8 protein-coding genes and 3 pseudogenes are annotated in these 13,551 nt (G+C 62.6%); 3 read left to right on the plus strand and 8 right to left on the minus strand.

The window, feature by feature from the left end:
* Positions 1 to 68 precede the first annotated feature (68 nt).
* On the minus strand, positions 69 to 839 hold the full coding sequence (locus ACQVLG_RS25840) for a hypothetical protein (RefSeq protein WP_474291677.1): 771 nt from the start codon (positions 837 to 839) through the stop codon (positions 69 to 71).
* A gap of 39 nt (positions 840 to 878) precedes the next feature.
* A pseudogene (locus tag ACQVLG_RS25845) lies at positions 879 to 3,307 on the minus strand (DNA internalization-related competence protein ComEC/Rec2).
* Between the two features lie 214 nt (positions 3,308 to 3,521).
* On the opposite strand from ACQVLG_RS25845, the gene ACQVLG_RS25850 reads away from it, so the two are divergent.
* Both ACQVLG_RS25850 and ACQVLG_RS25855 read left to right on the plus strand, forming a co-directional pair.
* A complete protein-coding gene (locus ACQVLG_RS25850; RefSeq protein WP_230539525.1) occupies positions 3,522 to 4,283 on the plus strand; it encodes a hypothetical protein in 762 nt (253 codons plus the stop codon).
* Between the two features lie 147 nt (positions 4,284 to 4,430).
* Complete coding sequence (locus ACQVLG_RS25855; protein ID WP_474291678.1) at positions 4,431 to 6,416, plus strand: helicase-related protein; 1,986 nt, start codon at positions 4,431 to 4,433, stop codon at positions 6,414 to 6,416.
* Between the two features lie 3 nt (positions 6,417 to 6,419).
* Here the strand turns inward: ACQVLG_RS25855 and ACQVLG_RS25860 are convergent, their stop codons facing one another.
* Entirely contained in the window at positions 6,420 to 6,893 is a 474-nt protein-coding gene (locus tag ACQVLG_RS25860; RefSeq protein WP_230539523.1) for a T6SS effector amidase Tae4 family protein, read from the minus strand.
* A gap of 230 nt (positions 6,894 to 7,123) precedes the next feature.
* Between ACQVLG_RS25860 and ACQVLG_RS25865 the strand changes: the two genes are divergently transcribed.
* Complete coding sequence (locus ACQVLG_RS25865; protein WP_474291679.1) at positions 7,124 to 7,990, plus strand: hypothetical protein; 867 nt, start codon at positions 7,124 to 7,126, stop codon at positions 7,988 to 7,990.
* 44 nt (positions 7,991 to 8,034) lie between these two features.
* Here the strand turns inward: ACQVLG_RS25865 and ACQVLG_RS25870 are convergent, their stop codons facing one another.
* The 5 genes and pseudogenes from ACQVLG_RS25870 to ACQVLG_RS25890 form a co-directional block, all read right to left on the minus strand.
* On the minus strand, positions 8,035 to 9,273 hold the full coding sequence (locus tag ACQVLG_RS25870) for a PQQ-dependent sugar dehydrogenase (RefSeq protein ID WP_474291680.1): 1,239 nt from the start codon (positions 9,271 to 9,273) through the stop codon (positions 8,035 to 8,037).
* Between the two features lie 4 nt (positions 9,274 to 9,277).
* Positions 9,278 to 10,077, minus strand: a pseudogene (locus ACQVLG_RS25875) (TatD family hydrolase).
* Between the two features lie 9 nt (positions 10,078 to 10,086).
* Positions 10,087 to 10,815 (minus strand): lipoprotein-releasing ABC transporter ATP-binding protein LolD, encoded by a 729-nt coding sequence (gene lolD, locus ACQVLG_RS25880; RefSeq protein WP_474291681.1) that lies wholly within the window; start codon positions 10,813 to 10,815, stop codon positions 10,087 to 10,089.
* A gap of 16 nt (positions 10,816 to 10,831) precedes the next feature.
* Positions 10,832 to 12,099: pseudogene (locus ACQVLG_RS25885) on the minus strand (lipoprotein-releasing ABC transporter permease subunit).
* Between the two features lie 31 nt (positions 12,100 to 12,130).
* Positions 12,131 to 13,408 carry a lipoprotein-releasing ABC transporter permease subunit gene (locus ACQVLG_RS25890; protein ID WP_474291682.1) on the minus strand — a complete coding sequence of 426 codons (1,278 nt, stop codon included), beginning with the start codon at positions 13,406 to 13,408 and terminating at the stop codon, positions 12,131 to 12,133.
* Positions 13,409 to 13,551 lie beyond the last annotated feature (143 nt).

Genomic DNA, 13,551 nt, shown 5'->3' on the forward strand with positions numbered 1-13,551 from the left:
ATGGGTGCTCCTTGAATGAACCTTGCCGAAGACGTAGTGTGTGTCACGCAAAAGAAGCATGCAAATAATTAGTGTCCAGCCGCACAATCTAGCGCATTGCCAGCCTTGGCGGCGTCTGCCGCACTCAGCCGTGCTGCCATCTGTTTTACATCACTCCACAGAAACGAGATTAGAAACACCGCCACCAATGGCAGAATAAATTTCCAGACTTCATACCGCCTCTGTAATACAGGGCATTTGTCGCTCTTGCACATCCTATTCCTCCACAACCCCACAAAGCCGTATTGACACAGATAAATGATCACATTCATCGCCACGGCCAACAGCCAGACTGCCGCAATCACAAAGGTGCTGATTCCCCATTGTTCAAGACTCAATAAAAAATTCTGCATGAACAATTCCGCAAGAAAGGACGACAACAGCATTCCCGTGGCAATGGACACCGTATGGGATACGCCATGTATCACCGGCACCAGCACCCTGCGTCGTAGAAAATGCCCCCAGTCGGCTGCCAGCAACAAAGTGCATGACGCCAGAAACAGGAGGACACTGAGCAATGGCGCGGGAATGTCCTGGTAATGTGCTGCAAATTTTCCTTGCAATGACTTGACCATGTGATTAACGTCTTGATTGCCCGTAAATTGCAGTCCAAATAAGATCAAGCCAGTAAACAAGCCTCCCGCCACACCAGTACCCGTATGCCGCATCGATTGCGCCATCGCAGGCGACAGCGTTTCCACCTCGCGTAACAATTGGCCACACAGGCAGGAACGCAAGCGCCGGTAACCATCATCGATCTTCGACAGCAGCCGCTCGAAGGGATTGCATTCGTCGCACATATTGCATCTCCTGCCTGGAAACGGATGGATGCCGCGGCCTTAGCGCCCATACCAATAGCGCGGCCGGCTGGCCCGATACTGCGTTATCTCAATACACTCCCCAAACGCCAGCACCAGCGCCCCCGCCACATCCGTGCGCAGGCGCGTGATGCCCATCGCCCCGTAGCGGGCATACACCTGGGCCTTCGGATGTTTATAGCGGTTCCGGTGTCCGACCTGGAAAATTGCCAGGGCCGGATGGACGGCGTTCAGAAATGCCGGTGTCGACGAGGTGCCGCGCTGCCATGATGCGGCGCCAGCAGCACGTCGGCCGCCAGATCGCCTTCGGCCGAGCGCGCCAACAATTGCGCCTCTTGCGCCGCCTCGATGTCGCCGGCCAGCATAATTGCATGCTTGCCGGCCGTGATTTTCACGGTGCAGCTGCGGGCGTTCGGTTTCAGGGAAATGTCCGTGTGGCTGGCGGGCAAGGGATGCAGCATGGCGAAGCGCACGCCTTCCCAGCTCCAGTTCTGGCCCGCCACGCAATGCAGATACGGACGCCGGGCTTGGCGCCGGGCTTCGACGGCCGGGTGGCCATCGAACAGGGACGAAGCCAGCCAGCCCACGTCTATATTTTCCAGCAGAGAGATAGCGCCGCCCGCGTGATCGAGGTCGCTGTGCGAGATGATCACGCCGTCGAGCTTGCTGATGCCCCGTGCGCGCAGATACGGCACGATGACACGGCTGGCGCCGTCGGAATCGAGACTGTAGGCGGGCCCCGTGTCGTACAGCAGTCGGTGATCGTGGGTTTCCACCAGCACGGCCATGCCTTGTCCCACATCAAAGGCCGTGATCCACATCTGGCCAGGTGGCGGACTCGATGGCAAGGCCGTCAGCAGCGGCAGCCAGCCCAGCATGCCCGCCCACCTATGGGGCCATCCCCGTGGCGCCAAGAGCCAGGCCGTGCCGAACAATGCCCAGCAAAAACTCCACATTGGGGGCGCGGGCGCCGTCCACACGGCAAAGCGGCGCGCTCCGAGCCAGTCCAGCACCTGCGCCAGCATCTGCACGATGGCGTGCGCCAGCAGCAACAACCAGTCACACAAAGGCGCCGGCAGCAGGCTGCCCGCCAGGGACAAGGGCGTGACGACCAGGCTGATGACGGGTATGGCCAGCGCATTGGCCACGGGGCTGACCAGCGAGACTTGTGAAAACAGCAGCATCGTCAACGGCACCAGCCCCACCGTCACCACGTATTGCGTATGCGCACCGAGCGCCACGGCCGCGCGCAGGCGCCGCCAGCGGCCGGCGCTCTCCGGCAAGCGTGCCGTGGTGCGGCCCGCCGTCGCGTACAGCATGGTGGCGACGGCGCCGAACGACAGCCAGAAACCGGGCCACAGCACGGCCCAAGGGTCGAGCAGCACGACCACGCCCAGCGCCAGGCACAAGATATGGACGATGCTGGTGATGCGCCCCAGCCACAAGGCCAGTGCCACCACCAGCAACATATATAAAGTGCGCTGCGCTGGCACGCCGAAGCCCGCCAGCAGTACATACACAAATGCCGCCAGCGCGCCGGCCAGCGCCGCCACCTTTTGCGCCGGCAGCCGCAAGGGCAGTTGCCAGTCGGTAAAGAATGAGCGCCGCCACAGCGCGCCCGCGCCCAGGGCGAACAAGCCCGCGATCATCGTAATATGCAAGCCGGAAATCGAAATCAAATGACTGACACCCGTGCGGTTGAACACTTGCCAGTCCGACTGGGGAATGGCGCGCTGGTCGCCCACCACCAGCGCCACGATCACGCCCGCATACTGTTTATCTTCCAGGCTGCGCAGTATGCGCGCACGCAATACCGCGCGGCTCGCTTCCACCACATTGCCGAAACCGGGCACGAAGGCGGCCACGCGCACGTTCGGCGTATCGGCGCGCGGCTGCGGCCGCACATAGCCGGTGGCGCGCACGCCCTGCTCCAGCAGCCATGCCTCGTAATCGAAACCCATGGGATTCGCGTTGCCGTGCGGACGCTGCAGCCGCACCGTCAGCCGCCAGCGCTCGCCCGGCTGCACGTCGCCCACCTCGTTCGTCACTTCATCGCGAAAACCCGCGTACCAGGACAGCGCGATCAAAGGCGGCACCTTCGCGCCAACTGCCTTCTCCACGGCAAAATTGAAGCGCACGCCCTGCTCGAAGCGGTACGGCAGGCTGGCCACCGTGCCCGTGACGATGATGTCCTGCCCCTCGTCCGCCAGCGCCAGTTGCGGCGCCAGCGCGGCCTGGGCCAGCCAGGCGGCCCAAAAGTAGCCCAAGGCGGCGCCGTAGCACAAGCCATGGATGGCACCCGGGCGCCACTGCCATTGGCACATCAACAAGGCATACCCGGACGCGACAACCATCAAGCCCAACAGTACCCAGCCGGCAACGGCCGGCAATTCTGCCTGCATCTGCAGCAGAACCGCACCGCATGCAAAACCAAGGATGCCCATGCGCATGATACGGCCTTGCGTTCAAATGCCGAAACGAGGAAATAGGTGCTGCCTGGGGAAGAATAGACTGTGCGGCCAAGGCCTGGCACTTCATCAGCTCTTGGTTGAGATGCGTCAATATCAAGCGATTTACTCTGGCGAAGAGCCGTAATTTTCTTGCATACAAGAAGCTTCCGCGTACGATGATCAAAAGCCCCCCTCACTACTTGCAAGGAAAATCATGTACGAAAGCCACTATACGCATCACTTTTTCCGTCTGTGGGGCGCGCGGGAAGGCGCGGAGGGTCTCGCTCCAGACACTGTATTGCTGGGCAATAGCCAAAATGACTTCGATGCCAAGTTTGGCGATCTCGCGGGACAAGTCGGACTTCGCTACTTCCTGGTGGAATTCAAGACCGACCGCGCCGGCATCGCCCAGGAAGTCGGCATCACGGGCAAGCCTCACCGTCACGCGCTGTACCAGCATTTGCGCAATGACAGCAACTGTGAACTGTTGGCCAGCGTAGGCCATTTTGCGGGCTATCCGGAAAACGGTCTCCTGGTATTTGAACCTTACGGCCACGCTGTTGCTCAACGCCAACCACGCAAGGACATCGTGGACGGCATCATGCTCAACGACAAACCTTGGCATGCGCTCGATTACGCACGCAAGCCTCTCGCCTTCGATGCCTTTTACACCTTGCTCAATAATATCGATGGAAGCTTGACCACGGCACCGTCTGGTTTTTTCAGCAATGGCATTGGCCTACCCTTGAAAAAATTCGAGGAATATATCGAATGCATGTACCAGCACTTGGAGCAGGTAGTGGACGACAAGGGCACCATGCTCCTGGGAATTACGCACCCCGGCACCGGCGTTTTCATTTACTTCAAAGAAACCGTACCACAGTTGATCACCAGGCTGCACTCGGCATTTAATGCGCTGCGAGCAACGATCCCGCCACGCCCAACGCCGCCTGCCAATCCAGCCGGCATCCCTTGATTTTCTAGCTTTTTCTTTCCCTATCATCCGTCATGTCCTCCTTTCGGCGCCACCGTGCAACGCCACGGCTGCGCCGCAAGGTGCTAGAGTCAGCGCAATTGCCACGCGGTATAATCGGCCTCGCTTACTTCAACACCCAGGCACGACATGACTTCCTCCGCACTTCCTCCCGATACCTCCACCGACCTTTCCGACAGCACTGAAGACAATAACGACGCCACCCTGGTCGCGGAACTGGGGGAACTGGCCGAGCATATCCGCCTGGTGAAAATGGAAGGCCGCGTCTTCGTGCGCTTTTCTGGCGTCGTCAAGGCCGGCCACCTGGTGGTGCCGTATGCACTCGTGCCGGCGCAGGGGGTGCTGGCGCGGCCGGCCAAGTGGCGCAAGATGGACCGCGAGACCAAGCTGGCCCTGGTGCGCGAGCGGGCCAGCGCGGCCGTCTTCGAGGAGCTGCGCCAGCATGTGATGGACTTCGTCGCCGATATCGCGGGCCTGAGCGAGGACGTGGATACGGACCCGATGGTCTTCCTGCACACGCTGGCCGACATGCAGACGTCGGAGCCGGCCGGCATGGTGTTCGACCGCATCCGCCAGCGCTTCAATCACGCCATCGAGCGCCAGCAGGAGGAGCAGCACGCGGCGCGCACGCGCCAGAGCATCAACCTGGCCGAGTATCCGGCCTCGTTCGAGATGGCGCGCCGCCTGCCGCGCCGCTTCATCGCCCTGCTGGGCCCGACCAATTCCGGCAAGACGCACCGCGCGATGGAAGCACTGGTCAAGGCGAAAAGCGGCATCTACCTGGCGCCCTTGCGCCTGCTGGCACTGGAAAACTACGAACGGCTGCAGGAAGCCGCGCCGCATGGCAAACCGCTGGCCGTGAGCCTGGTCACGGGCGAGGAGCGCCGGGTCGTCGACGGCGCCACGCACGTGGCCAGCACGGTGGAAATGCTGGACACGAAAACCGTCGTCGAGGTGGCCGTCATCGATGAAATCCAGATGCTGGCCGACCCGGACCGGGGCGCCGCGTGGACGGCGGCCGTCTGCGGCGCGCCCGCCCACACCGTCTACCTGGTGGGGGCGCCCGAAGCGCGGCGCGCCATCGAGGCGCTGGCCGAGCGCCTGGACTGCCCGCTGGAAGTACATGTATTGAAACGCATGGCGCCTCTGTCGATGGAGCCGACGGCCGTGCGCAAGGTGCGCAACCTGCGCCGCGGCGACGCCGTCATCGCCTTTTCGCGCCGCGAAGTGCTGATGTGGCGCGACATGATCACGGAGACGGGGCTGTCGGTTGCCACCGTCTATGGCAACCTGTCGCCCGAGGTGCGGCGCGCGCAGGCGCAGCGCTTCCGCGACGGCACGGCCGATATCGTCGTCGGCACGGATGCGCTGGCGATGGGCCTGAACATGCCGATCGCGCGCATCGTCATGACCACCTGCGTCAAATACAATGGCCGCGAAGAGGAAGAGATTTCGGCCGCGCTGGCGCGCCAGATCGCCGGGCGCGCGGGCCGCTACGGCGTGCATGAAGAGGGCCTGGTGGCCGGCTACGACAACGAGACGCATGAAGTGATGCGCGCGCTGCTGAAGGAAAAACTGCATCCGCTGAACACCAGCGGCTTCGCCGTGGCGCCCTCGCTGGAACACCTGCACCGCATTTCGGCCGTGACGGGCGAGCTGTCGCTTTCTAAACTGCTGCGCCGCTTCATCCACAATATCGACGTACCGGACGGCTTTTTCTTCCCGCGCATCACGGAAGACCAGAAGGAGCGCGCCGTCTGGCTCGACACCCTGCCCCTTTCCGTGGCCGACAAATTTACTTTGTCGCTGGTCCCGATCTCCAGCAAGGTGCCGTCCTTGCAGACGGCGTGGGAGCACTGGGCGAAGAATCTGTCGCAGGGAAAAACCAGCACCTTGCGCCAGCACGCGTACGGCGGCGGCACGCAGAACCTGCAGCAGGTGGAAGACACCTGCCGCTACTATTCCGCGTACGCCTGGCTCAGCTACCGCCTGCCCGAATTCTTCCCCGATATCGCGGTCGCGCAAAACCTGTCGCGCGATGCGTCCGAACGGGTCGACTCCATCCTGCGCGCGCACAACACGGCCTCGCGCGGACGGTCGAAGAAATTCAAATAAGCGTCAGCTGACTGGCCAGAACCAGACCTCGCCGCAATCCCAGTAGCATTCGGTGCCGCACACCTTGACGCCGATGGACGGCAGCAGGATGTCGATATGCCCGCCCGCGCCGCCCAGGTAACCGGGAATGCGGAAGAAGGCGACAACGCCCTGGCGCTGGCCGATGCCGGCGTTGGCCGCGTCGCGAGCGAATTTTTCGGGCGCGCCGAACAGTGCGGGGCTGGCCAGCATGTGCGCCAGCCTGGCCTGTCCCGGTTCGATCAGCGCGCCCTTGAACGGGCCCCTGCGAATCGCCATGCGGCCTTTCAGCTGTATGCCCGCCTTGATCAGGGCCAGGCTGACGCGGATGGCGCAGGTGTTGGCAAAGCTGTCCTTGCCGATCAAATCGTCCCAGCCGATTTCGCCGAACAGCGCCGCCTGGTCGACGGCGGCCACGCTCGAATAATTCTCGCGCAGCGTGATGAATGCAGGTTTCACGTCAGCCTCCCGTTGCCCCTGCACGGCAGGGAACATCAGGCCGATTGTACGAGGATGCGGCAGCCCCGCACTGAGCAAGGTCAAGCATTGGCTTGAGGAAAGCCAGCTACCCGCTAACGATGGGGACAGTTTGGAGACGGGCGACTTCCGGCCCTTGGCGTTGCACCACATCAATGCAAGGCGGCCGCCAGCGGCCTGGGTGACGACAATGACTGAGCTGGAACAAACATGTGCCAGCCGCGCTCTACCACCGCCACCAGATACGACCTATTCTGATCTCATTCCCTATGCGGGATACCTCGCCACCGGCGCTGCGTCTCCTGAACGCACCAGACAGCGCCGCATTTAAATCTTATACCGGGTTGACGACAATGGGCATTGAGGAGATCAAGAATTTTTCCACTATCGCCGCAGCGGTAATTGTACTGATTGGCAATCTGATACTTTTTGTGCTGGTTTTCAAAAAAGAAAGGCTATTTGAAACCGAGCGGCAAAAATTTTTATTAGTACTAACGAATGTTGAACAGCAGCACGCCAAGAAACTTCAGGACGAGCGACATGATTTTGAAAGGAAACAGCAGGAACTTGTCGAGGAGCAGAATAGACTGAACTATCAATACTCTCAGAAGCTGCAACGACAACGGGCCGAACTGGATGCCTGGAGAACTGGCTATGAAGTCGAAACAAAAATAAGGAATGACGCCCTGCGCAACCTCAGAACGGCCGTTGTCACGCTGTTTGACGGCTTCCAGAACATGCTTCAGCTCGCAATGCGGGTGGATGACCAGGAAATTCTCGGGGTGCTTGCCAAGTGTGTTAAAGCGCTATCCGACCTCGATCACGCTATCGATGCGGCAAAGAGTATTGTGCGCAATGATATTGAAGCCGAGAAACTCCACCGATTACACATCATTAAGCGATTTTTCCTAAGAGTGATTCTGGACTTAACAAGAAGAAAAACAGAACGGATATCGCAAGCGCCGGCACTTCGGAAAATGGAGATCCGCCTGAAAAAACGTAAAGAAGTCACCATGCACTATCTTCAATCGGTCATGGAAGAGCGGCCCAGGGCACCCGACATTGGTGCCTCAGAATGACATGGTATTCCATGCATGAGAATGCCGAGCCGCACGCAGCCCCCTTACGGTTTGGCCGCCGCATAATGCAGCTTCAGCACCAGCCCGTTATGGTCATCGGCCATGTAGATATCGCCGTCCTGGCCCTGTTTCACGTCGACGGGCGCGCCCCTGCCCTGCTTGCCCTTGCGCTCCCAGTTGCCGATCAACTCGACGGACTTGCCCAGCGGTGCGCCGGCCTTGTCGGGCAGCAGCGCCACCAGGCGGTGGCCGTTGCTGCGGTAGCCGTGGTAGCCGATGATCAGGCTATTCTTGTACAGCGCCGGGAAGCGGCTGGCCGTATAAAAGGTCATGCCCAGCGGCGCGGCGTGGCCGGGCAGCAGACGCTCCGGCGCCGCATACTGGGCGTCGCAAGCCGTCTTCGGGTATTCGGGACTGGCCACATTGTCGTCGTAGCAGTATGGCCAGCCGTAGTGGCGGTCGGCCTTGATCAGGTTCAGCTCTTCATGCGGCAGGTTTTCGTCGCTTTTCAGCTGCGGCATGGCCGCCTGGATGGCGTCGCGCGCGTTTTCCGCCTGCCACAGTTCGCCCGTGGCCGGGTGGAAGGCCAGCGCCATCGAATTGCGCAAGCCGCGCGCGTGCGTGCGCCAGCTCGTCACCGTGCCGGCCGGCCAGGCCATCGTGTATTCGCGGATGGCGCCCAGCGCCTCAAGGCCTTCCGCCGAAGGACAGGCCTTGGCCGGATCGGGCGCCTTGCCATCGTTCTCGCAATGGTCGGTGCTCGAACCCACGTTCACGTACAGGTCGCCCTTGGGACTGAAACGCATGTTCGTCAGCAGGTGCAAGCCCAGGCCCGGCAGGCGCGGCGTCTTTGCCGTGCCGCCGATGATGTCGGTGGTGGCGCGGGCGGGATCGCGCAGATCGAAGCGGAAGATGCGCCCCACCTCGCCCACGTAGACCAGGCCGTCCGGCCCCTGCACGATGCCGTTCGGGCGATCGAGCTTGTCGAGCAGCAGCTTGCGCTCGTAGCCCGGGCCGGCCGCCTTGCGCTGCAACAGCCACAATTTGCCCTGCTTCGGCGTCCATCCCGCCATGTCCGTGACGAGGATGTCGCCATTCGTCAGCGGCAGCACGCCGCGGGGGAAATTCAGGCCGTCGGCCAGCACGGCCACGCAAAAGCCGGCCGGCGTGGTCACGTCGAGGCGCGGCATGCCGTCGCACTGGGCGCCAGGTGCCGCCAGGGCGGGCGCCAACGCGCCGGAAAGGCAGGCCGCCAGGGCGCCCGCGAGCATTTTCTTGTTCATGGTCTCATTCCATCAAGGGTAATCGGGACAGTACGGCGCGCGCGTTGGCGCTGGTCGCAGCCGCCACTTGCGCAATATCAAGGCCGCGCAATTCGGCCAGCACGGCACCGATGCGGGGCAATTCTTCGGGGCTGTTGCGGCCCGGGTGGATCCAGGCGGGGGAAATGTCGGGCGCGTCCGTCTCCAGCACGATGGCATCCAAAGGCAGGTCCGTGGCCATGCGGCGTATCTGCAAGGCCCGCGTAAAGGTCATGGCGCCGCCGAAACCGAGCTTGAAACCGAGATCGATATAACCCTGCGCCTGCTGGAAGCTGCCGTTGAACGCATGGGCGATGCCGCCGTTCGGGGGCGGATCTGGCGCGCGTGCTTGAGGACGATGTCCTGCGAGCGGCGCACGTGGGCCAGCACGGGCAAGTCGAAGTCGCGGGCGATTTTCAGCTGCTCGCGCAAAAAATGCTCCTGTTTGGCGCGCATGGCCGGTTCGCACAGCATCGGAATGAAGAAATCGAGGCCGATCTCGCCGATGGCGACAAAATGCGGGTCGGCCATGGCGGCTTGCACGGCCTCGCGCAGCGCGATCAAATCATCGTCCGTGGCGTGCGGCATGTAGATCGGGTGGATACCGAGCGCATAGCAGGCATTGGGCGCCGTTGCCGCCAGATCGCGCACGATGCTGAAATTGGCCCGTTCGACGGCGGGGACGACGATCATCGCCACGCCCTGCGCGGCCGCGCGCGCCGCCACCTGCAGCGATTCGCTGCCGAATTCATGCGCGTCGAGGTGGCAGTGCGTGTCGATCCACATGGCGGCTCCTTAATACTGGTACGGCTGCAGCCCTTCGTCCGTCAGGCGCAGCACGCGGTCGCAGCGTTTGGCCAGTTCGATATCGTGCGTGACGATGACGAAGGCCGTGCCCAGGGTGCGCGACAGTTCCAGCATCAGGTCGAAAATCTGTTCGGCCGTGGCGTGATCGAGATTGCCCGTCGGTTCATCGGCCAGCACGCAGGCCGGCTGCGTGACGAGGGCGCGGGCCAGGGCCACGCGCTGGCGCTCGCCGCCCGACAATTCGCCCGGCGTGTGCGTGACGCGCTTGGCCAGGTTCACGCGCGTCAAAATCTGCTGCGCCAGCTCGGTGGCCGGCGCGCGCTTCATGCGCCGTATCATCAAGGGCATGGCGACGTTGTCGAGCGCGGAAAACTCGGGCAGCAGGTGGTGGAACTGGTAGACGAAGCCCAGCGAGGCGTTGCGCAAGTCGCCGCGCGCCTTTTCGCTGAGGGTGGCGAAATCCTTGCCCAGCAGGGTCACCTTGCCGCTGGTGGGCGTATCGAGGCCGCCCAGCAGGTGCAGCAGCAGGGTCGACTTGCCCGAGCCGGAGGCGCCGACGATGGCGACGCGCTCGCCGCGGTGGACGTCAATGTCGATGCCGGCCAGCACCTGCACCTTGTAGCTGCCCTGCGTAAAAGTCTTGCCCAGGCCGCGGCAGCTAAGGACGGCAGAATCGGCGGTGGCGCCGTTGGAGGCAGGTTTGTTCAGATCGGTCATGGTCGTAGTCAGTGGTTTATTCATAGCGCAGGGCTTCCGCAGGTTTGACGCGGGCAGCCCACCAGCTTGGGTACAGGGTCGCCAAAAAGGCGAGGATCACGGCCAGCACGCCGATCTTGGTGACGTCGGGCCAGCGCAGGTCGGACGGCACGGTGCTGATGAAATAGATGTCCTTGGAGAGGAACTGCACGCCCAGCAAATGCTCGATGAAGGGCACGATCACGTCGATGTTCATGGCCACCAGCACGCCGCCGCCCACGCCCAGTATCGTGCCCAGGATGCCCACCAGCGCGCCCTGGATCATGAAGATCTTCATGATGGAACGGGGCGAGGCGCCCAGCGTGCGCAAAATCGCGATATCGGCCTGCTTGTCCGTCACCGTCATCACCAGGGTCGACACGAGGTTGAACGCGGCCACGGCGATGATCAGGGTCAGGATGATGAACATCATGCGCTTTTTTCCGTCTGCACGGCGGCGAACCAGTTGGCGTTCAGCTTGGACCAGTCGCGCAGCCACAGGTCGCCCGGCATGGATTTCTTCAATTCGGCGGCCACTTGCGGCGCCTGGTTCATGTCGGCCAGGCGCAGGCGCAGGCCGGACGGGCCGTCGAGGCGCAGCAAACGCTGGCCGTCTTCGATATTGATGAAGGCCAGGCCGGCGTCGAATTCATTGTGGCCCGCCTGGAAGATGCCGCTGACGGTGAAGCTGCGCATGCGCGGCAGCACGCCGGCCGGCGTGACCTGGCCCTGCGCCAGCATCAAGGTCACTTTTTCGCCGAGGTTGACGCGCAGGGCGCGCGCCAGCTCGATGCCCAGCACGATATTGAAGGTGCCCGGCTGCAGGGCCTTGAAGCTGCCCATGCGCGTCTGGCCGGCCACGTCGGAGACGTTCGGCTCTTCCTCGGGCAGCACGCCGCGCACGATGGCGGGACGCAGCGCATCGTCGCGCAGCAGCATGCCTTGCGTTTCCACAAACGGCGCGGCGCCTTTTACTGCCGGATTCTTGAAGGCCTGGGCCGCCTCGGCGCGCCAGTCGGGCATGCTGCCGCTGTTGTCGAACACTTCCACGTGGGCCAGCACGGACAGCATGCGGTCCGTCACTTCCTTCTGGAAGCCGTTCATCACGGACAGCACGACGATCAGCGCCGCCACGCCCAGGCCGATGCCGGCCATGGAAATGAGCGAGATGAAGGAGATAAAACTGTTACGGCCACTGCGCTTGCCGGCCCGCGTGTAGCGCAGGCCAACCAGCCATTCGAAGGGCAGATTCTTGAAAATACTCATTGTTCAGGCGGTCTTATCGTTTCTTGATGTGTTATTCGTAGCGCAGCGCCTCGGCCGGCTTGACTCTGGCGGCACGCCAGCTCGGGTAGATCGTCGCCACCAGCGCCAGGCCAAAGGCGATCAGGCCGATCTGCGCCACGTCCAGCCAGTGCACGTCGGACGGCACGGCGCTGATCTGGTAGATTTCCTTGGAAATGAAGTGCAGGCCGAAGATGCCTTCGATGAAGGGCACGATGACGCCCACGTTCAGCGCCAGCACGACGCCGCCGATGACGCCCAGGGCACTCCCCAGCAAGCCCACCAGCGCGCCCTGGATCATGAAAATCTTCATGATGGAGAACGGCGAGGCGCCCAGCGTGCGCAAAATGGCGATATCGGCCTGCTTGTCGGTCACCGACATGACCAGGGTCGAGACCAGGTTGAACGCGGCCACGGCGATGATCATGCTGAGGATGATGAACATCATGTTCTTCTGGCTTTGCACCAGCGCATACCAGCTGGCGCTGGCGCGCGACCAGTCGCGCATCCACAGCTGGCCCGGCATCGAGGCCTTGAGTTCGCGCGCCACCTGGGGCGCCTGGTTCATGTCGTGCAGGCGCAGGCGCAGGCCGGACGGGCCGTCGAGCTGCAGCAGCTGCTGCGCATCAGCCATATTGACGAAGGCCAGGCTGCCATCGAGTTCATTATGACCTGCCTCAAAGATGCCGGCCACCTTGAGCGCGCGCATGCGCGGCATGATGATGCCGTTGGCCGGGTCGCCGGCCCTTGGCTCGCGCTCCAGCATCAGGGTCACGTTCTGCCCCACCTGCACGCCCAGCGCCTTGGCCAGGTCGATGCCCAGCACGATGTTGTACGAACCGGGCGTGAGATCCTTGAAACTGCCCTGCTTCATCTGGGCGGCCACGCTGGAAACGGTGGCTTCCTGCTGCGGCAGCACGCCGCGCACGATGGACGGGCGCATGGTTTCGTCATTGAGCAGCATGCCCTGGGTTTCCACGAAGGGCGACACGGCTTTCACTTGCGGGTTGGCGTAGGCGGCGCGCTCCTGCGCCTGCCAGTTGGGCATGGAGCCGCTCGTGTCGAACACCTCGACGTGGGCCAGCACCGACATCAGCCGGTCGGTGACTTCCTTCTGGAAGCCGTTCATGACGGAGAGGACGACGATCAGGGCGGCCACGCCCAGGCCGATGCCGGCCACGGAAATGAGGGAGATGAAGGAAATGAAGCTGTTGCGGCCACTGCGCTTCCCGGCGCGCGTGTAGCGCACGCCGACCTGCCACTCGAAAGGAAATTGTTTGATGATGCTCATGCGCTCCCGCGACAACGATGATATGCGAGCGCGCAGTGTGCCACACAATGGGCATTTTATGCATGAACTCTGCGTGAAACAGGGCACCCCGCGCTATTTCCGGCCCCGCGCCGGCCCGAAAACCGGCAACAACTGCCGCGCCA

This window comes from Janthinobacterium sp. TPC_1, from assembly GCF_056037845.1.